The sequence below is a fragment of the Bradyrhizobium sp. LLZ17 genome (assembly GCF_041200145.1).
Lineage (GTDB): Bacteria > Pseudomonadota > Alphaproteobacteria > Rhizobiales > Xanthobacteraceae > Bradyrhizobium.
Map to the genome: position 1 here is coordinate 7,659,033 of NZ_CP165734.1, position 18,676 is coordinate 7,677,708.

The following is an 18,676-nucleotide window of genomic DNA, read 5'->3' on the forward strand; positions in this document are numbered from 1 at the left end:
TCATGTCGCAGATTTCGCTCGCCGATCTCAACGCCGCGGATAAGGCCAGTTTCGTCGCCGCGCTTGCCAATGTGGTCGAATACTCGCCGTGGATCGCCGACCGGCTCGCCGAACAGCGGCCGTTCGCTGGCCTCCATCAATTGCATGCCGCGCTGATCGCTGCGATCCAGAGTGCCGACCCCGATCTCCAGCTGGCGCTGATCCGGGCGCATCCCGATCTCGCCAACAAGACCCAGCGCGCCGCGGGCCTCACCGCGGAATCGACCGATGAGCAGAACAGCGCCGGCCTCGACCGGCTGTCCGACGCCGAATACGCCGCATTCGAGCGCGTCAACAATGCCTATCGTGAGAAGTTCGGCATCCCCTATATCGTCTGCGTGCGCCGTCACACCAAGGATTCCGTGCTGCGCGATTTCGAAACGCGGTTGCGCAATATCGCCAAGACCGAGACGCGCCGCGCGATCGAGGAGATCGGCCGCATCTCGGCTCTGCGGCTCGATCAGCTCGTCGTCGCCGAGGATAGGCTGAAGGTACATGGCCGGCTCTCGACACATGTGCTCGACAATCACGCCGGCAAGCCGGCGCCGGGCATCGCCGTCGAGCTCGTCGAGCTCGCCACTCTCGGCGAGAACCGCGTCATCGCCCGCACCGTGACCAACGCGGATGGCCGCACGGACCAGCCGTTGATCGGCGGCCGGCCGCTGCCGATCGGTCGTTACGAGCTCAAATTCAGCGTCGCCAGATATTACGCCGAGCGCAACGTGCAGCTCACCGACCCGCCGTTCCTGGACGAGATCCCGCTGCGCTTTGCGATCAGCGAGCCGGAAAGCCACTATCACGTGCCGCTTCTGGTCACGCCCTGGAGCTATTCGACCTATCGCGGCAGTTAGGATCCGAACTTATCGTGCAGGGCCGGAAACAACCGATCCGGCTTGAAGGGCGGTGCGGTGAAGCGGATGCCGGTGGCATCGGCAATCGCGTTGGCGAGCGCGGCGGCGACCGGATTGTACGGGCTCTCGCTCATCGACTTCGCGCCGAGCGGCCCGATCGTGTCTGATGTTTCGGCGAAGAACACTTCGGTGCGCGGCACGTCTGCGTACGACGGCAGGTGGTAGTCGCGGAATTTCGGGTTGGTGACGCGGCCGGTCGCGTCGATCACCATCTCCTCGTAGAGCGCCGCGCCAAGCGCCTGCGCCACGCCGCCTTCGACCTGGCCGCGGCACTGCATGGGATTGGCGACGACGCCTGCATCAGCGGCCTGCACGCTCCTGGAGAATCTTGATCTCGCCGGTGGCTTTGTTCACCGCGACGCGAAAGCCCTGGACGTTGAAGCCGACCGATCGCGGCGTTCCGCTGGAGTTGCCGCTGACTGCGAGCGGTTGGCCCTGCTCGCGCGCGAGCTTTGCCAATTCCGCGAACGGCATCCGCCGCACGCCGCTCACCACCGAGTCGCCATCAAGCACGCAGGTTTCCACATCGCACAGCCAGGCGCCGGCGGCGCTGGTCCGCAATTTGGTCGCAAGCTGCATGGCCGCTTCGTGCGTCGCCTTGCCGGCAACGAAAGTGCCCGCGCTGCCATAGGCGCCGGTATCGTGGCCACCATGGGCGGTGTCGGATTGGCGCAGGCGGATTCTGTCAACCGTGGTTGCCAACGTCGTCGCCGCGATCTGCCGGTGCACGGTGCTGGTGCCGTTGCCGAACTCCGCGGTGCCGACGGTGAGGTCGAAGCCGCCATCGTCGCGCAACGCGATCGTCGCATCGGCGAAATGGCCGGCCGGCGGCACCGTATCGATCATGGTCAGCGCCACGCCCTCGCCGATCAGCCACTCCGGCGACAGGGCTGGCTGCGGCGCGTCGGCCTGCATCGCGCGCTCGACCAGGTCGAGGCACTGGTCGAGGCCGTAGGAGCCATAAAGCACGTCGTGATATTCGGACGGCGGCGGCGCCAGCATGGGATCCCCGGGCTTGACGATGTTGCGGCGACGGATGTCGTAGGGGCTGATGCCAAGCTGCTTCGCCAATTCGTCGATCGCGGCCTCCACTGCGATCAGGGTCTGCGGCAGACCGTAGCCGCGAAACGCGCCCGCGGGCACCGTGTTGGTGTAGACCGCGACGCCATCCACCTTCTTGTTCGGGCAATTATAGACGCTGATGGACTCAGACAACGCGTGGAACATCACGGAGCCGGCGTGATTGCCATAGGCGCCGGTGTTGGAGAGCACGTCGAGCTGCAGCGCGGTGAGCTTGCCGTCCGCATCGGCGCCGGCCTTGATGTGGAGCCGCATCGGGTGCCGCGTCGAGGTCGCGATGAACTGCTCCTCGCGCGTGAACTCCAGCTTGACCGGGCGCCCGGTCTTGAGTGCAGCGAGTGTCAGGATGTCTTCGACGAACATCTCCTGCTTGCCGCCGAAGCCGCCGCCGACGCGCTCGCAGAACACGCGGACCTTGTCCATGGGAAGCGCGAAAATGTTCGACAGCGCGCGCCGGGTCAGGAACGGCACCTGCGTGGAGCAGCGGACATTGAGCACGCCAGTATCATCGAGCCAGGCCAGGCCGCCATGGGTCTCCAGCGCGGCGTGCTGCACGCGATGGCTGTGGAAGATGCCCTTAAAGGTGACAGCGGATGTGGCGAGCGCGGCCGCGACATCGCCGAACTCCCCGTGAGTCTCCGCGACGAGGTTACGCCGGGCGTCGGCGACGCGATTCTCGGTGGTCCGGTCGGGATGAATGATGGGCGCACCCGGCGCCATCGCCTGCTCGGGATCGACCAGAGCGGGCAGGACCTCGTACTCGACTTTTAGCCGCCGGCACGCCTCCTCGGCGGCGCATTCGCTCTCGGCGACGACAGCCGCGACCTTTTGACCGATGAAGCGGACCACGTCGTCGAGGACGCGGGTGTCTTCCGGGTCCATCCAGTCCTTCTCATGCCGCGCGGTCGAGAACAGCATCGACGGTGCGTCCTCATGCGTCAGCACCGCGTGCACGCCGGGAACGGCCAGCGCCGCCGACTTGTCGATCCCGACAACTTTCGCGTGGGCGTGCGGTGAGCGGAGCAGCTTGATGTGCAGCAGACCGTCCATTGCGGTGTCGAACGTGTACTGCGCCTTGCCGCGCACGATGTCGGGGCCTGCGGGTGCCGGCAAACTGCGGCCGAACGCTGCGCCGGCCTCGACGCTCTCCTCGACATTGGTCTTGCCGAGGATCGCGTCCTCGATCGAACGATAGCCGGTGCAGCGGCAGATGTTGCCCTTCAGCGCTCCGCCAAGATCGGTGCGTTGCGCCTGGTTGAGCGAGGCCGAGGTGAGGATCATGCCTGCAGTACAGAAGCCGCACTGAAAGCCCTGCGCGTCGAGGAAGGCCTGCTGCATTGGATGCGCGCCGCTATCTCCGCCAAGTCCTTCGATCGTGGTGACCGTGCGGCCTTCGGCGCGGAAGGCTGGGATGAGGCAGCTGTGCACGGGCTCGCCGTCGAGCAGCACGGTACAGGCGCCGCAATCCCCGGCGTCGCAGCCCTTCTTCACGCCGAAATGGCCGAGTTCGCGCAGGAACGTACGCAGGCACTGGCCCGCGCGCGGCTCTTGCCAAAACCGCTTGCCGTTGATCTCGAAGCTCATGGCTGAACAATCCCCAGCAATTCGCCGCGGATCTCCTCGGCGAGCCGCTGCGTCATGTGCTTGCGCCAGAGCGGCTTGCCGTGAATGTCGGTGTGATACAGATCGTCCGTGATCTGCTCCGAGAGCGCGGCGCGAAGCGCGCTCGCATCGGGCGGCTCGGGAAACGACAGTTGGATCGGGCGCACCGTCGATGCGGTGATTGTCAGCGTCTGCGCGCCGGCGGCATCGAGGCTGCCGATCAGAAGCGCCGCAGAGCGGCCGACCGGCGTGAGCGAGATCTGGCGAAACGCCGAGCGTCGCCTCAGTGCTGAAACTGGAATATCGATCTGCCGCAACAGGTCGCCGGACATCAGTCGGTTTCGCTGGTTACCGGTGACGAAGTCGACGACGGAAATCTTCTGTTCGCCGCCGCTGGCCTTCCAGATGGTGCAGACGCCGTCGAGCGCGGACATCAGCGAGATCATCGGTCCCGCGGGCAGCGACATGCAGAGATTGCCGCCAACGGTCGCCGTCTTCCAGATCTTGAAGGAGGCGAGGAAGGCGCGGCAGCACTGGCTGATCAGTGGTGCCGCGAGCCAGTCGGCCGGGCAGGCCAGCGCATCAAGTTGAGAAATCGTGCAGGTGGCGGCGATGGTGAGGTGGTTTTCCGTCATCGTTAACGCCGGCCATTTCAGATCGGTAAGATCGATGAGCCGTGTCAGGTGGACTTGTGGCTCCGAGAACAGCCAGGTGCCGCCCGCGAGCCAAGCATCGCCTGGCGTCCAAACGGGCAGCTGCGCACGCGTTTGCGGATGGGCGACTGCTGTGATGGTATTCAAGTCCATGGCTGCGCCAACGCTTCCACCAAGTGATTTGCTTACGGAAAGTCTTGCAAGACCAGCGCCAAGTGGCAACAACAAGTCGTAACGATATCGCTCTCGGGCTGGCCTCCGCCTTGCAGGCCTGTCGTCAGCGATGTGGGGAGAAGCAGGATCATGAGCGACGCAAAGCCGATCTGGATCAGGGATCCGCTCGCCATCCTCGCCAGCGGCGCCGAGCGCGGGGTCGTGGCGAAAGACGGCCGGATCATCGAGCTTGTTCCGGCCGGCGGAGCGCCCGCGACTGCGGATGCGGCCGTGTTCGATGCGAGCGAGCATGTCGTGCTGCCGGGCCTCATCAACACGCATCATCATTTCTACCAGACGCTGACGCGCGCGCTGCCGGCGGCGATGGACCGCGAGCTGTTTCCATGGCTTCAGGCGCTCTATCCGGTGTGGGCGAGGATGACGCCGGAATCACTGGAGCTCGGCGTCACCGTGGCGATGTCCGAGCTGCTGCTCTCGGGCTGCACCACGACGACGGATCACCACTATGTATTTCCGGCAGGGCTTGAGCAGTCCGTCGATATCGAAGTCGGGGTCGCGAAACGGCTCGGCATGCGCGTGCTGCTGACGCGCGGCTCGATGAACCTGTCGCAGCGTGATGGCGGCCTGCCGCCGGATAGCGTCGTGCAGGACGAGGATACCATTCTCGCCGACAGCACGCGGGTGGTCGCAAAGCACCATCAGCGCGGAGCGGACGCGATGGTGCAGATCGCTCTCGCACCTTGCTCGCCCTTTTCGGTGACGACATCGCTGATGCGCGCCACCGCCGATCTCGCCGACAAGCTCGACGTGCGCCTGCATACCCATCTCGCCGAGACCGAAGACGAGAACAGGTTCTGCCAGCAGATGTACGGCTGCCGCCCGCTCGACTATCTTGAGCAATGCGGCTGGCTCAATGACCGCACCTGGCTTGCCCACGGAATCTTCTTCAATGCCGACGAGATGAAACGGCTCGGAAAAGCCAAGACCACCATCAGCCATTGCGCCTGTAGCAACCAGCTGCTGGCCTCCGGCTGCTGCCCGGTGTGCGACATGGAAGACGCCGGCGTCGGCATCGGTATCGGCGTGGACGGCTCGGCGTCGAACGACGGATCGAACCTGATGCAGGAGGTTCGCTCTGCCTTCCTGCTGCAGCGGGCGCGCTACGGGGTGAGGAAGGTCAGCCACAAGGACGCATTGCGCTGGGCCACCAAGGGGTCGGCAGCGTGCGTAGGTCGGCCGGAGCTTGGGGAGATCGCCGTCGGCAAGGCTGCCGACCTTGCGCTGTTCAAGCTGGACGAGCTGCGCTTCTCAGGCCACGGCGATCCGCTGGCCGCGCTGGTGCTGTGCGGGGCGCATCAGGCCGACCGGGTGATGGTGGCGGGAAGATGGGCCGTTATCGACGGCGCCGTTCCGGGGCTGGACGTGGCGGATCTCGTCCGTCGCCACAGTTCCGCGGCGCGAGCGATGCAGGCCGGATAGCACCGGAACAAAAAGAGGGGGCGACCACAAGTGCCGGGTGCTTCTGGCCACCCCCTCCGAACCTCCTCCGGGAGGAGCAGGTCGTCAAATCAATGCAAGAAGCGTGCTACTTGCCTGGCAGCTTGTCGTCGATGCCCTTGACGTAGAAATTCATGCCGAGGATCTGGCCGTCAGCGAGATTGGCGCCGCCCTTGCACTCGATCTCCTTGCCGTCCTGCCCAATGACCGGGCACTTGAACGGATGCAGCTTGCCGGCGGCGATCGCGGCCTGGGCATCCTCGGCGATCTTCTTCACGTCATCAGGCATGTTGGTGTAGGGCGCCATCGCGAACATGTGGCTGTCGAGACCACCCCAGGTGTCCTCCGATTTCCAGCTGCCATCGAGTTCCGCCTTCACGCGGGCGATGTAGTAGGGCGCCCAGGTGTCGAGGATCGAGGTCAGCTGCGTCTTGGGCCCGAACTTGATCATCTCGGAATCCTGGCCGAAGGCGAGCTTGCCGCGTTCGCTGGCGATCTGCATCGCCGCGGGCGAATCGGTGTGCTGCATGATGATGTCGGCGCCCTGGTCGATCAGCGCCTTGGCGGCGTCGGCTTCCTTGCCCGGGTCGAACCAGGTGTTGGCCCAGATGATCTTGACCTTGATGTTCGGGTTGATGGTCTGCGCCGCAAGGATCGTCGCGTTGATGCCGGAGACAACCTCGGGGATTGGGAACGAGCCGATATAGCCGAGCACGCCGGACTTCGACATCTTGGCCGCGATCAGGCCCTGGATGTAGCGGCCCTGATACCATTTGGCCGAATAGGTCGACATGTTCTTGTCGCGCTTGTAGCCTGTGGAATGCTCGAAATGCACATTCGGATACTTCTTCGCGACCTTCAGTGTCGGATCCATGTAACCGAATGAAGTGGTGAAGATCAGCTTGTTGCCGGCGCGCACGAGCTGCTCGATGGCGCGCTCGGCGTCCGGACCTTCGGGAACGTTCTCGAGATAAGTCGTCTCGATCTTGTCGCCGAGCTCCTTCACCAGCGCTTGGCGGGCGAGCTCATGCTGATAGGTCCAGCCGAGATCGCCGACCGGGCCGAGGTAAATAAAGCCCACCTTCAACTTGTCGTCGGCAGAGGCTGCACTGACGCTCCCGGCAAGCAAGAGTCCGGCAGCCAGCGCAAGAAGTGATTTCCTCATCATCAATCTCCAAACAGTCGGGGAAACTACGATCCGCAACACGCGCGCCCCATCGCACATGCCGCGGAATGAAAACCCTAGCGGTCGGGTACGAATACGGTGCCGAGCGCGGCCGGCGCGGTCGAGCCGCCGGTGCGCGCGCGGGAGAGCAGGACCAGGACGATCACGGTCGCAAGATAAGGCAGCGCCGACATGAACTGCGAGGGAATACCGACGCCCCAGCCCTGCGCGTGCAGTTGCAGGATCGTCACCGCGCCGAACAGGTAAGCGCCGACGACGAGCCGGCCCGGCCGCCAGGACGCGAACACCACCAGCGCCAGCGCGATCCAGCCGCGGCCCGCGGTCATGCCGGGAATGAAGAAGGGCGTATAGGCGAGCGGCAGGTAAGCGCCGGCAAGCCCAGCGCAGGCGCCGCCGAACATCACGGCGAAGGTGCGGATGCGCAGCACGGGATAGCCGAGCGCATGTGCGGAGATGTGGTTGTCGCCGCAGCGCGCAGGATCAATCCCGCCCGCGTGCGGTACAGGAACCACCAGACGGCCACGATCAGTGCGATGGAGAAATAGACGAAAGCGTCCTCGCCGAACAGCACGCGGCCGATCAGCGGGATATCGGTGAGACCCGGAATGTAAAGATGCACAGCCGGCGCGATGCGTTCGCCGACGAAGCCCGCGCCGATCAGGCCGGACAGTCCGATCCCGAGAATGGTCAGCGCCAAGCCCGTCGCGACCTGGTTGACGGCAAGCCCGAGCGCCATCAGTGCGAAGATCAGCGACATCAGCATTCCGGCGACCATGCCAAAGAGTGCGCCGATGAAGATCGAGCCGGTCAGCCACGCGCCGCCAAAACCGCAGGCCGCGCCGACGATCATCATGCCCTCGACGCCGAGGTTGAGCACGCCGGAGCGCTCGGTCACGAGCTCGCCGCTCGCTGCGATCAGGAGCGGTGTCGATGCGGCGAGCACCGCTAGGATGATGGCTTCAACCAGCTCCACGGGTCACCTGACGGCTCGGGAAAACCAGCTTGAAGCGGTAGAGGATGAGGGAGTCGCAGGCGAGCACGTAGAACAGCAGGATGCCCTGAAAAACCTTGGTGACATCCAACGGGATCTTCATTGCGATCTGCGCCTGCTCGCCGCCGATAAAGGTCAATGCGAGAAAAAGGCCTGCAATTAATATTCCAAGCGGGTTCAGCCGGCCGAGGAAGGCGACGATGATCGCGGTAAAACCGTAGCCCGGTGAGATGCCGGGCTGGAGATGCCCGACGGGACCTGCGACCTCGATGATGCCGGCGAGGCCCGCCAGCGCGCCGGAGACCGCGAAGGTGAGGATGATCAGCTGGTTGGCGTTGAAGCCGCCAAACCGTGCCGCACGCGGCGCGGCACCGACCACGCGGATCTCGAAACCCTTGATGGTCCGTCCAAGCAATATGGCTGCAGCCGCGACAACCAGCAGCGCGATGATGGAGCCGAGATGCAGCCGGCCGCCTTCGATCAGGAGCGGGACAGTGGCGACCGGATCGAACTCGGCCGTGGTAGGGAAGTTGAAGCCTTGCGGATCGCGCCAGGGGCCGCGCACCAGGTAGTCCAGAAAGAGATCCGCGACATAGACCAGCATTAGGCTGGTTAGGATTTCACTGGCGCCGAACTTCACCTTGCAGATCGCCGGGATCAGCGCATAGAGCGCGCCCCCGGCTGCAGCGAGCACGAACATCGCCGGCAGCACCCAGACACCGGCGTCGGTGCCTTGCGTCTTCACCGCGATCCAGCTTCCGGCGACGGCGCCGATCAGGAATTGCCCCTCGGCGCCGATGTTCCAGGCATTGGCGAGATAGCAGAGCGACAGGCCGATCGCGATCATCACCAGCGGCGTCGCCTTCACCGCGATCTCCTGGAGCGAATAGCTGTCCGTGAGCGGTGCGATAAAATAGGCTTGCAGCGCGAGGAGCGGGTTCTTGCCGAGGATCGCGAACAAGACGGTCATAGTGACGATCGTCAAGCCGATCGCGATCAGTGGTGAGACCAGTGCGATCGTGTTGGAACGCTCGGCGCGCTTCTCAAGCACCAACTGCATGCGCGGCCTCCTTCGGCTCGATGCTGCTGCCACCCATCAACAGGCCGAGTTTTTCGCGTGTTGCGTCGCGCGTGGCGAGCGGCTCCGACAAATGGCCGTGGAACATCACGGCGATACGATCGGCGATTTCGGCGAGCTCGTCGAGATCCTGGCTGGTGACGAGCACGGCCGCACCGGCGGTTGCCAGATCGAGCAGCGCCTGGCGGATCACCGCGGCGGCACCGGCGTCGACGCCCCAGGTCGGCTGGCTCACCACCAGCACCGCCGGATTGCGCAAGATCTCGCGGCCGACAATGAATTTTTGCAGATTGCCGCCGGAGAGGCTGGCGGCTTCCGGGTCGCGTTTCGCTTTGCGGACGTCAAAGGTTTCGGTGGCACGGTCGACCGTCTTGAGCGTGGCGGCGGTGTCGATGAAGCCGCGATGGACCATGCCGCTCGCCGCATGCCCGGTGAGTAGCGCGTTCTCCGAGAGCTTCATCCGCGGCGCGGTGCCGTGCCCGAGCCGCTCCTCGGGCACGAAGGCCGCGCCGAGCTTGCGCCGCTTGGTGATCGAAAGCTGGCCGGCGGCGATGCCCTCGATCACCACCGTGCCGGGGTCTTTCGACAGGCGCTCGCCGGACAGCGCGGCGAACAACTCGTCCTGGCCGTTCCCTGCCACGCCGGCGATGCCGAGGATTTCGCCGCCCTTGAGCTCGAACGAGATGTGCTCGAGCCGTACGCCGTGGGCCTCGTCCGGCGCGAGTGAGAGATCGTTCACGACCAGCCGTGGTATCGTGGTCTGCCGGCCAGCTGCAGCTTTCACTTCCTTGATCTCGCCGCCGACCATCATGCGCGCGAGCGAGGCCGCGGTCTCGAGCCGCGGGTTGCAGGTCTGGATTTTCTTGCCACCGCGCAAGATCGTGGCGGTGTCGCAGAGCCGCTTCACCTCCTCGAGCTTGTGGCTGATGTAGAGGATGGCGCGGCCTTCGGCCTTGAGCCGTTCCAGGACGACAAACAGTTGGTCGGCTTCCTGCGGCGTCAGCACCGCGGTGGGCTCGTCCAGGATCAGGAATTTCGGATCCTGCATCAGCGCGCGCACGATCTCGATGCGCTGGCGCTCGCCGACGGATAATTGCCAGACCTCGCGCCTGGGATCGAGCGGCAGGCCATAGGTCTTCGACACCTGCTCCAGCCGCGCCGACATGTCCTTAAAGGATTCCCTTCCATCGAGGCCAAGTGCGACGTTCTCGGCGACGGTGAGGTTGTCGAACAGCGAAAAGTGCTGGAACACCATGGCGATGCCGCGGCTGCGCGCTTCCGAGGGACCAGACAGCACGATCGGTTCGCCTTGCCAGCAGATCTCGCCGGCACTGGGCTGGATCAGCCCGTAGATTGCCTTGACCAGCGTCGACTTGCCGGCGCCGTTCTCACCGAGCAGCGCGTGGATTTCCGTCGGCCAGATGTCGAGGTCAATGGAATCGTTGGCGAGGAAATCCCCATAGCCTTTGGTGAGCCCGATCGCTCTCAGCAGCGGGGACTCGCCGGAATGCAGGCCGTTAGCCGTCGGATCTAACATTCGCTGATACGCTTGCATGCGATGAAGTGCCTCAATACTGGGCTAGTTTGAACCGCCGCGTAAGGTGTGAAAAAACGTCATCCCTTGCTCAACGCTTCGGCAGGCGACGGGCGTCGCGAGTCGCGGCTCCCGCCGCGCGACGATCGCCTCCAATCGCGCCTCGGATAGCGGACGCGGCCGCGTCCTGCGAGCAACGGTTGTTGCCAATTTGTGACGGTTCGAACCAAATCGGAACCCGCTATGCAGGGTTGACGCGAAGTTGAGCATTGTCGTGTCGCCACACGTATGCATTGCCGCGGAGCAATGATGAACGTGTTCGCGGCCCCATGTCCACGCTTCGCGCAGGACGCAAAAGCCGAGCAGAATCAAACGGGAATATTTGGCAATCGCGGGGAATTGTCGTGCCGCTTACAGGGAAGTGCGAGGCGCACAAGCCTCGAGAATCCATCGTGAAATGCCACTCGCTGCCGAAACAAGCGGCATGCCTTGGAACAAGTTGAGGCTTCTCACTCCGGGAGATCGGCGCAAGTGTCGCATCCAGGGACGTTCATTTTTACGTGTCCAAATTTGGGGGTATTCAGGATGTCGTTTCGTTTGAAAGCAGTTGCAGCCGCGGCGCTGTCACTTGCTACGCTTGCCACGGGGGGCCTGGCGCAGGCAGCGGATTTGCCGGTCAAGGCAGTCAAGAAGGCCGCGGACCTGCCGTTTTTCCTGGTGATCGATGACCGTGTGTCGTTCTCCTGGATGCCCAAGGGTACCGATCCCGGCATGTGGAGCACTCGTCCCGATGGCAGCATCAACGGTACCACCGCCAAGCAGGTCTACTCCTTCACTCACTTCGACCTCTGGGCCTACGGCACCAACTTCTTCACCATCTCGATGTTCAAGTCGGGCCACAACGATCCGGCTTCGCCCTGTACCGCGCCGGGCGTGACCATCACCGGCGGTGTCGGCGATTGCGCAGGCGCAACCGAGATCTACGGCCTGTTCCGCTCGACCTTCGGCTGGAACGAGCTGTTCAATACCAAGACCTTCACCATGGGTCCGCTGCACAACATCTCGTTCGAAGTCGGTATGGATGCGAACACCGAGAACAACTTCCTGGCGCCGGCCAAGCGCGACGTCGTCGCCGGTCTCCAGTTCGCCTTCGACCTTCCCTATAAAGGCTACGTCAACGTCTCTCCATTGATGTACTGGGAGTTCTTGAACCACAATGCCTTCACGCAGTGCGGCATATTCGGTGCCGGCGTGGCCGGCGTGACCTGTAACTCCGACGGCAATGTGAGCTACCGTCCGACCTGGGCCGTCGAAATCAACTACTACATGGACCTCGGCTTCCTGCCGCCGAACATGCAGTTCTGGTCGATCAGCGGCCGCGCCGGCTGGTACGGGCCGAAGGGCGACTCGAATGGTCTTCCTGCGCTCTCGGGCATCGGCCGCTTCTCGACCGCGTCCAAGACCGAGCTGAACAGCGAACCGATCCGCCTGACCTTCGACGCTTCGAAGGCGGCCTGGGGTGACAAGTACTCGCATTTCGTCGATCTCTGGGTTGCCTATCGTTACTGGCAGAACAAGTTCGGCCTCGACCACAACGCCATGGCGGGCGTCTGCACGATCGCAGCGACCGGCCAGAGCACAAAGAGCTGCACGGAGTCCACGGTTTATGGTGGCGTGACTGTGAAGTTCTGATCGGCTGGAGGTCTTCAGGTTCCAACGGCGTCGCGCAGGAGTGCGCGGCGCCATTGGTGCTTCGAGGGGGCAACCTAGGGTGTGTTAGCCGAAGGGTGTAACCCACGTTTTTGTTTTTCGCGTTGGGAGAGAAGTGGTGGGTTACGCTGCGCCAACCCACCCTACAAGCTCTCTACTTCGCCCACACGCCGTCGTGCAGCGCTTCGGCTTCGTCCTCGAGCAACGGGCCCACGACCTCCGTCGGCCGCTGGCCGGCGGCAAAGATGTCGCGGCAAGGCAGATCGAGCGTCGGGTTCTCCGGGTGGTTGCCGGTAAGACCGCGCAGGCGGTGCTCGCCGAGGCCATAGACCACGCGGCCGATGCCTGCCCAGTAGATTGCGCCGGCACACATCGCGCAGGGTTCCGCGGAGGAATAGAGTGTGGCCTTCGCCAGGATCGCACGAGTTAGCGTGCGGCAAGCCTGCGTGGCCGCGAGGCGCTCGGCATGCGCGGTGCTGTCGTGATCCGGCATGTAGCCGTTTTCGGTTTCCATCAGCACATGGCCGTCCGCATCGACGACGATGCAGCCGAAGGGATGGTTGCCATGGGTGAGGGAACGGCGGGCGACCGCAAAGGACAGGCGCAGAAAGTGTTCGTCGCGTTCGGCTGCGCCGCTCATCGCTGCTCCTCGAGCATGATCCGGAAAAGTGTGCAGCGGTTTTCCGAAAAGACCATGCTCAAACCATTTGTCAGTGCCCCGCCATATGCCGGCCGATCACGGTAAGGTCGGCCTCGCTGGTCCGTGCTTCATACACGAATTCGCCGTGGAACATCACCACCAGGCGATCGGAGAGCTCGAGCAGTTCGTCGAGGTCCTCGCTGACCAGCAACACCGCCGCGCCGCGATTGCGCGCGGCCATGATCTCGGCATGGATCTGCGCCACCGCGGCAAAGTCGAGGCCGAAGCAGGGATTGGCCGCAATCAGCACCTCGACGTCATCGCCGAGTTCACGTGCCAGCACGGCGCGCTGCACATTGCCGCCCGACAGCGCTGAGATCGGCGTATCCGGAGACCGGGTCTTGATTTTGTACTGCCCGATCTTCTTCTTCGCGTCGTCCCGGAAGGCGCCGCGATTGAGCCACCAGCCGAGGCTGGCAAAGGGCGCACGGTCGAACTCGCGGAAGGCGATGTTGTCGGCGACGCTCATGCCGCCGACGCAGGCGTTCTTCAGCGGTTCCTCCGGCAGGAGCGACATCTTGTGCCGCCGCATCTCCTCACGGCTGGCGTGATAGGGGTCGCCGGCAACGCGGATTTCGCCGCTCTCGGATTCGCGCTGGCCCGCCAGCACTTCGACGAGCTGGCGCTGGCCGTTCCCGGAGACACCCGCGATGCCGACGATCTCGCCGGCGCGCACTGTGAGCGAGACGTCCTGCACGGCGATGGCGCCGGCATCGTCGAGGGCGCGAATCTTGCTCAGTGTCAGCTTCGCCGCGCCCGCTTCGCCGGTGCGCGGCGGCTGCACGGTCAACTCTTCGGCGCCAATCATGGTCCGCGCCATCGCATCGGGCGTGAGCTCGGCGACCTTGCCGGCACCTGCGAGCTTGCCGCGGCGCAGGATCGTGACGTCGTCGGCAAACGCCATGACCTCGCGGAATTTGTGGGTGATCATCAGGATGGTCAGCTCGCCTTTGACCACCATGTCGCGGAGCATCCCGAGCACCTCGTCGGCTTCCGCTGGCGTCAGCACCGAGGTCGGTTCGTCCAGGATCAGGAAACGCCGCTTGAGATAGAGCTGCTTGAGGATCTCGCATTTCTGCCGCTCGCCGGCGGAGATATCCGAGACCTTCGCGCCGAGTGGGACCTTGAAGGGCATCCGCGCCAAAAACGCCTCGAGCTCCTTCATCTCCTTGGCCCAGTCCACGATTGCCGGCACGTTGTCGCGCGCCAGCACGAGATTTTCCGCGACCGTCATCGCCGGCACCAGCGTGAAATGCTGGTAGACCATGCCGAGCCCGAGCGCGTGAGCGTCCTTCGGGTTGGCGATCGCCTGCTCGTGATCGCCAATGATGATGTCGCCTTCGGTCGCGTGGTAGTAGCCCATGATGCATTTGACCAGCGTCGACTTGCCGGCGCCGTTCTCGCCGAGCAGCGCATGGAACGAGCCCGGCCGCACCTTCAGCTCGACATTGTCCAGCGCCAGGAAGTCGCCGAAGCGCATCGTCATGGCAATGGCGTTGACGCCGAAGGCGCCTGACGGCGGGGGCGGCTCGCCGATGATCACGAAATCGCTCCGATAAAGGCGTCGGAGGTCGAGACTGCGCCGAACACGCCGCCCTGCATCTTGATCATCTTCAACGCGTGCTCGTGGTTGCTCTTGTCGGTCGCGCCGCAGCAATCGTGCAACAGCACGCATTCGAAGCCACGGTCGTTGGCCTCCCGCATCGTGGTGTGGACGCACACGTCGGTGGTGATGCCCGTCAACACGATATTCTCGATACCGCGCACGCGCAGGATCAGCTCGAGATCGGTGGCGCAGAACGAACCCTTGCCGGGCTTGTCGATGATGGGCTCGCCCGGCAACGGCGCGAGCTCCTCAATGATGTCCCAGCCCGGCTCGCCGCGCACCAGAATGCGGCCGCAGGGGCCGGGGTCGCCAATGCCCGCACCGATCTGGCGCGAACGCCAGCGCTTGTTGGCGGGCAGGTCGGACAGATCGGGGCGATGGCCCTCGCGGGTATGGATGATGTGAAAGCCTTGGGCGCGCATAGCCGCGAGCAGCTTCTTGATCGGCTCGATCGGCGCTCGGGTCAGTGAGAGGTCGTAGCCCATCTTGTCGACATAGCCACCGATGCCGCAGAAATCGGTCTGCATGTCGATGATGATGAGCGCGGTATTCTCCGGTCGGAGGTCGCCATTGTAGGGCCAGGCATAGGGCTCGGATTTGATGTAGCGCTCGGGCATGGACGACCTCGTTGATGCGCGATTATCGTGTGATTGAAAGTTCGGCGGGTGCACCGGTCAGCGTCTGCTTCGGCGAGCAGGTGATGATCATGATCGCCAGCGTCAGGATGTAGGGCGCCGCGTTGAAGAGATGATAGCCGGAGGTGACGCCGACCGATTGCAGCGCCGGACCCAGCGCTGCCGCGCCCCCGAAGGCGAGCGAGGCCCACAGGCACAGCAGGGGATCCCAGCGCGCGAAGATCACCAGCGCCACCGCCGTGATGCCCTGCCCGGAGGACAGGCCCTCGTTCCAGCTTCCGGGGTAAAACAGCGAAAGAAAAGAGCCGCCAATTCCCGCGAGGAAGCCGCCGACCATGGTGGCGCGCAGGCGGATCAGCAGCACGGAATGGCCCATGGCGCGTGCGGCATCCGAGCTTTCGCCGGCGGTGCGGATGAGAAGGCCCCAGCGCGTGGTGCGGAAAGCCCAGTAGAGGATCGGTGCAAGTGCGACGCCGATCAGGAAGAGGACATTGACCCGCAAAGCGGCGCGGAGCTGCGGGATGTCGCTCCACCAGCCGAAATCGATTGCCGGCAGGCGCGGTGCGGTCGGCTCGATCAGAGGCTTGCCGAGGTAGAACGCAAGTCCGGTTCCGAACAGCATCAGCGCGATGCCGACCGCAACGTCGTTGACGCGCGGCAGCGAGCAGATTCCGGCATGGAGCGCGCCGAGCAACGCACCGGTGATGCCGGCGGCGAGTACCCCGAGCCATGGTGAGCCGGTGAGATAGGAGATGCCATAGGCGCTCATCGCGCCCATCACCAGCGTGCCTTCGAGGCCGAGATTGATGCGGCCGGAGCGCTCGGTGATGCATTCCCCCAGGCTCACGAACAGGAACGGGGTCGAGACGCGAATGGCGCCGCCGAGCACGGCGAGCGGGACGGTCCAGAGTCCGATCGATCCGTCTGCCATCTCAGGACTTACCTTTCAGGAATCCGATGCGGCCGTAGAGCGCGTCGCTTGCCAGCACAAAGACGAAGATGATGCCTTGCAACACCAGCACGGATGCATCGGGCAATCCCAGCCGGCGTTGCAAAAGGCCGCCGCTAGCGCTAATGCCGCCGAGCAGGATCGCGACGGGGATGATGGCGAGCGGATTCTGCCGCGCGAGGAAGGCGACAAGAATGCCGGTGAAGCCGTAGCCGGCCGCGAGGTTGGCGTTGGTGCGCCCCTGCACGGCCGCAACCTCGACCATGCCGGCAAGGCCTGCGGCGCCGCCAGCGAGGAAGCAAATCGTCAAAATGAGCTTGCTCACGCCGAGGCCGACGATCTTCGCAGCGCGGATATTGCCGCCGGCGACACGCGCGGCAAAGCCGAACACGGTGTGATAGATCAGGATGTAGGCGGCGATTGCGGCGATCAGGCCGAAGACGAGGCCCCAATGTACGTCGGTGCCGGGGATGGAGCCGATCATGTTGGCGGCGCCGATCTCGCGGGTCGACGGCTTGTTGAGGCTCGCGGGATCCCGCATCATGCCTTCGACGAGATGGTTGAGGATCGCGAGCGCGATGTAGACGAGTAGCAGGCTCGAGATTGTTTCGTTGACGCCGCGAAACTGCCGCAGCGCGCCTGCCAGCATGATCCACAGCCCGCCGCCGATCACGCCGGCGCAAACCATGGCGATCTGAACGACGAACGGTGGCATGCCCTGAAGCGCGAGTGCAGCGCTCGTCGCCGACAGCGCGCCGATCAGGAGAGCGCCTTCGCCGCCGATGATGACCATGCCGAGCTGGGCGGGCAGTGCCGTGCAGAGCGCCGTGAGGATCAGGGGGGCGGCGCGCGTCAGGGTGTTCTGCCAGGAAAACCAGGTGCCGAAGGCGCCGTAGTACATATAAAAATAAAGATCGAGCGGGTTCTTGCCGAAGATCGCGACGAAGATGCCGAAGACCACGAGCGCGCCGGCCAGCGCCGCGCCCGGGATCAGAATGTATTCGATTGTCGCGCCGTGGCGCTGGAGGAAACCAGGATCCGCGGCCGGGGCGATTGCCCCGATCGCTTCAGTGGAATCCGCCGCTTCCGTTGTCACGAAGTCGCTCCGATCACGCCTTCGACCAGATAGTCCATCTTCTCGAGCTCGGGATCTTTCTGGCCCCGATCGGTGCCGGCCGCGATCACCGTCTTGCCCTTGTTGTCAACCAACCCGCCCTTAAAGATGGCGTAGCCGTCGGCGGACAAGAATTTTGCCTTGACGTCGTCGGCGTGCTTGCGCGCTTCCGCGGAAACCGCTTCGCCGTAGGGCGAGGTCTTCACGATCTCTTCCTTGAGGCCGCCACGATAGAAATTCGGGATGGTTTCGCCCGCGGCGATCATCTTGACGAATTTCGGGTAGAGCGCTTCCCAGTTCCACTCCGCACCGGTGAGATAAGCCTTCGGCGCGAGCGGCGACTGGTTGACGTGATAGCCGCACACCATTGCGCCCCGGCGGGCCGCGTTCTCGACCATGGTCTTCGGGCCGTCGACGTGACAGGTGAGCACATCGACTCCTGGTCGATCAGGCTGTTGGTGGCTTCAGCTTCCTTGACCGGCATCGACCAGTCACCCGTGAAAATTACCTGGGTTGTCGCCTTCGGGTTGGCGAGCTTGGCGCCAAGCGCGAACGCATTGATGTTGCGCAACACCTGCGGGATAGGCTTTGCAGCAACGAAGCCCAGCTTGCCGCTCTTGGAGGTGTATCCGGCCACGATGCCGGAGATGTACTGGGCTTCATCGATATAGCCGAAATAGCTGCCGGCGTTCTTGGGGTCCTTGTCGCTCCAGAGGCCGCCGCAGTGCTCGAAGCGCAGCTTCGGGAACTTGCTGGCCATCTTGATCATGTGCGGATTGTAGTAGCCGAACGAAGTCGGGAAGAGCAGGCTGGCGCCGTCGAGGTTAATCATGGACTCGATGGTCTTCTCGACCGCGTCGGTCTCCGGCACCTTTTCTTCCTCGACGACCTTGAGGCCGGGGATTTTCTTCAGCGCTGCGGCGCCCTGGGCGTGGGCCTGGTTGTAGCCGTAGTCATCGCGCGAACCGACATAGATGAAGCCGATGGTCGTATCGGCTGCGAACGCCCGGTGGGCGCCGGCCGCGGCGCCCAGGGTGAGTGCCGCACCGCCCTGCAACAAATGCCGTCGTGAAATCCTGCCAAAATCCATTGCTCGCTCCCTTGGCGGCTGCACCGCCATGATCTCGCGGCTGCGCCGGTCTGGCGGAGCCTGGAACAGGATGTCGCAAGCTTCGTGCCAGAGGTCACGAAGTAATCATTTTGGAATAAGCATTTGA

Annotated in this window: 12 protein-coding genes and 3 pseudogenes; 3 read left to right on the forward strand and 12 right to left on the reverse strand. The window is 64.1% G+C overall.

Translation table 11 applies throughout. The annotated features are described in order from the left end of the window. The first annotated feature begins 2 nt into the window (after positions 1-2). Positions 3-890 (forward strand): 2-oxo-4-hydroxy-4-carboxy-5-ureidoimidazoline decarboxylase, encoded by an 888-nt coding sequence (uraD, locus tag AB8Z38_RS36465; protein WP_369722360.1) that lies wholly within the window; start codon positions 3-5, stop codon positions 888-890. On the opposite strand, the pseudogene AB8Z38_RS36470 reads toward uraD, so the two are convergent. Together AB8Z38_RS36470 and AB8Z38_RS36475 are read right to left on the reverse strand one after the other, a co-directional pair. Then, positions 887-3,614 (reverse strand): annotated as a pseudogene (locus AB8Z38_RS36470) (molybdopterin-dependent oxidoreductase). The gene uraD and the pseudogene AB8Z38_RS36470 sit on opposite strands and share 4 nt — an antisense overlap. Further along, complete coding sequence (locus AB8Z38_RS36475) at positions 3,611-4,438, reverse strand: FAD binding domain-containing protein (RefSeq protein ID WP_369722361.1); 828 nt, start codon at positions 4,436-4,438, stop codon at positions 3,611-3,613. The pseudogene AB8Z38_RS36470 and the gene AB8Z38_RS36475 overlap by 4 nt, the downstream one beginning before the upstream one ends. A gap of 150 nt (positions 4,439-4,588) precedes the next feature. On the opposite strand from AB8Z38_RS36475, the gene AB8Z38_RS36480 reads away from it, so the two are divergent. Then, positions 4,589-5,938: an 8-oxoguanine deaminase gene (locus tag AB8Z38_RS36480; protein WP_369722363.1), complete on the forward strand. Its 1,350-nt coding sequence runs from the start codon at positions 4,589-4,591 to the stop codon at positions 5,936-5,938. A gap of 106 nt (positions 5,939-6,044) precedes the next feature. On the opposite strand, the gene AB8Z38_RS36485 is transcribed toward AB8Z38_RS36480, so the two are convergent. From AB8Z38_RS36485 to AB8Z38_RS36500, 4 genes and pseudogenes are all read right to left on the reverse strand, one after another. Then, positions 6,045-7,121, reverse strand: a complete 1,077-nt coding sequence (locus tag AB8Z38_RS36485; RefSeq protein ID WP_369722364.1) for a BMP family ABC transporter substrate-binding protein — start codon at positions 7,119-7,121, stop codon at positions 6,045-6,047. Positions 7,122-7,198: 77 nt separating this feature from the next. Next, positions 7,199-8,115, reverse strand: a pseudogene (locus AB8Z38_RS36490) (ABC transporter permease). Continuing rightward, on the reverse strand, positions 8,102-9,193 hold the full coding sequence (locus tag AB8Z38_RS36495; RefSeq protein ID WP_369722365.1) for an ABC transporter permease: 1,092 nt from the start codon (positions 9,191-9,193) through the stop codon (positions 8,102-8,104). Before AB8Z38_RS36495 ends, AB8Z38_RS36490 begins: the two are co-directional and overlap by 14 nt. After that, complete coding sequence (locus tag AB8Z38_RS36500) at positions 9,177-10,748, reverse strand: ABC transporter ATP-binding protein (RefSeq protein ID WP_369722366.1); 1,572 nt, start codon at positions 10,746-10,748, stop codon at positions 9,177-9,179. Before AB8Z38_RS36500 ends, AB8Z38_RS36495 begins: the two co-directional genes overlap by 17 nt. Before the next feature lie 582 nt (positions 10,749-11,330). Between AB8Z38_RS36500 and AB8Z38_RS36505 the strand changes: the two genes are divergently transcribed. Continuing rightward, positions 11,331-12,437, forward strand: coding sequence for a hypothetical protein (locus AB8Z38_RS36505; RefSeq protein WP_369722367.1), 1,107 nt, complete (start codon positions 11,331-11,333; stop codon positions 12,435-12,437). 172 nt (positions 12,438-12,609) lie between these two features. Here the strand turns inward: AB8Z38_RS36505 and AB8Z38_RS36510 are convergent, their stop codons facing one another. From AB8Z38_RS36510 to AB8Z38_RS36535, 6 genes and pseudogenes are all read right to left on the reverse strand, one after another. After that, the gene (locus AB8Z38_RS36510) at positions 12,610-13,095 is read right to left on the reverse strand and encodes a nucleoside deaminase (RefSeq protein ID WP_369722368.1); all 486 of its coding nucleotides are present in this window, start codon (positions 13,093-13,095) and stop codon (positions 12,610-12,612) included. A 70-nt stretch (positions 13,096-13,165) separates the two neighbouring features. Beyond that, positions 13,166-14,698, reverse strand: coding sequence for an ABC transporter ATP-binding protein (locus AB8Z38_RS36515; protein ID WP_369722369.1), 1,533 nt, complete (start codon positions 14,696-14,698; stop codon positions 13,166-13,168). After that, entirely contained in the window at positions 14,695-15,378 is a 684-nt protein-coding gene (locus AB8Z38_RS36520; RefSeq protein WP_282524257.1) for a cysteine hydrolase family protein, read from the reverse strand. The genes AB8Z38_RS36515 and AB8Z38_RS36520 overlap by 4 nt, the downstream gene beginning before the upstream one ends. Before the next feature lie 22 nt (positions 15,379-15,400). Then, positions 15,401-16,327 (reverse strand): ABC transporter permease, encoded by a 927-nt coding sequence (locus AB8Z38_RS36525; RefSeq protein ID WP_369722370.1) that lies wholly within the window; start codon positions 16,325-16,327, stop codon positions 15,401-15,403. 1 nt (position 16,328) lies between these two features. Then, positions 16,329-17,441 carry an ABC transporter permease gene (locus AB8Z38_RS36530; protein ID WP_369722371.1) on the reverse strand — a complete coding sequence of 371 codons (1,113 nt, stop codon included), beginning with the start codon at positions 17,439-17,441 and terminating at the stop codon, positions 16,329-16,331. After that, positions 17,438-18,549, reverse strand: a pseudogene (locus AB8Z38_RS36535) (BMP family ABC transporter substrate-binding protein). The gene AB8Z38_RS36530 and the pseudogene AB8Z38_RS36535 overlap by 4 nt, the downstream one beginning before the upstream one ends. Between the last annotated feature and the right edge of the window lie 127 nt (positions 18,550-18,676).

What these genes read in the sequence shown, in the direction of transcription:
- uraD (WP_369722360.1), top strand. Translation starts at nt 3, where the DNA reads ATGTCGCAGATTTCGCTCGCCGATCTCAACGCCGCGGATAAGGCCAGT.
- AB8Z38_RS36475 (WP_369722361.1), bottom strand. Translation starts at nt 4,438, where the DNA reads ATGGACTTGAATACCATCACAGCAGTCGCCCATCCGCAAACGCGTGCG.
- AB8Z38_RS36480 (WP_369722363.1), top strand. Translation starts at nt 4,589, where the DNA reads ATGAGCGACGCAAAGCCGATCTGGATCAGGGATCCGCTCGCCATCCTC.
- AB8Z38_RS36485 (WP_369722364.1), bottom strand. Translation starts at nt 7,121, where the DNA reads ATGAGGAAATCACTTCTTGCGCTGGCTGCCGGACTCTTGCTTGCCGGG.
- AB8Z38_RS36495 (WP_369722365.1), bottom strand. Translation starts at nt 9,193, where the DNA reads ATGCAGTTGGTGCTTGAGAAGCGCGCCGAGCGTTCCAACACGATCGCA.
- AB8Z38_RS36500 (WP_369722366.1), bottom strand. Translation starts at nt 10,748, where the DNA reads ATGTTAGATCCGACGGCTAACGGCCTGCATTCCGGCGAGTCCCCGCTG.
- AB8Z38_RS36505 (WP_369722367.1), top strand. Translation starts at nt 11,331, where the DNA reads ATGTCGTTTCGTTTGAAAGCAGTTGCAGCCGCGGCGCTGTCACTTGCT.
- AB8Z38_RS36510 (WP_369722368.1), bottom strand. Translation starts at nt 13,095, where the DNA reads ATGAGCGGCGCAGCCGAACGCGACGAACACTTTCTGCGCCTGTCCTTT.
- AB8Z38_RS36520 (WP_282524257.1), bottom strand. Translation starts at nt 15,378, where the DNA reads ATGCCCGAGCGCTACATCAAATCCGAGCCCTATGCCTGGCCCTACAAT.
- AB8Z38_RS36525 (WP_369722370.1), bottom strand. Translation starts at nt 16,327, where the DNA reads ATGGCAGACGGATCGATCGGACTCTGGACCGTCCCGCTCGCCGTGCTC.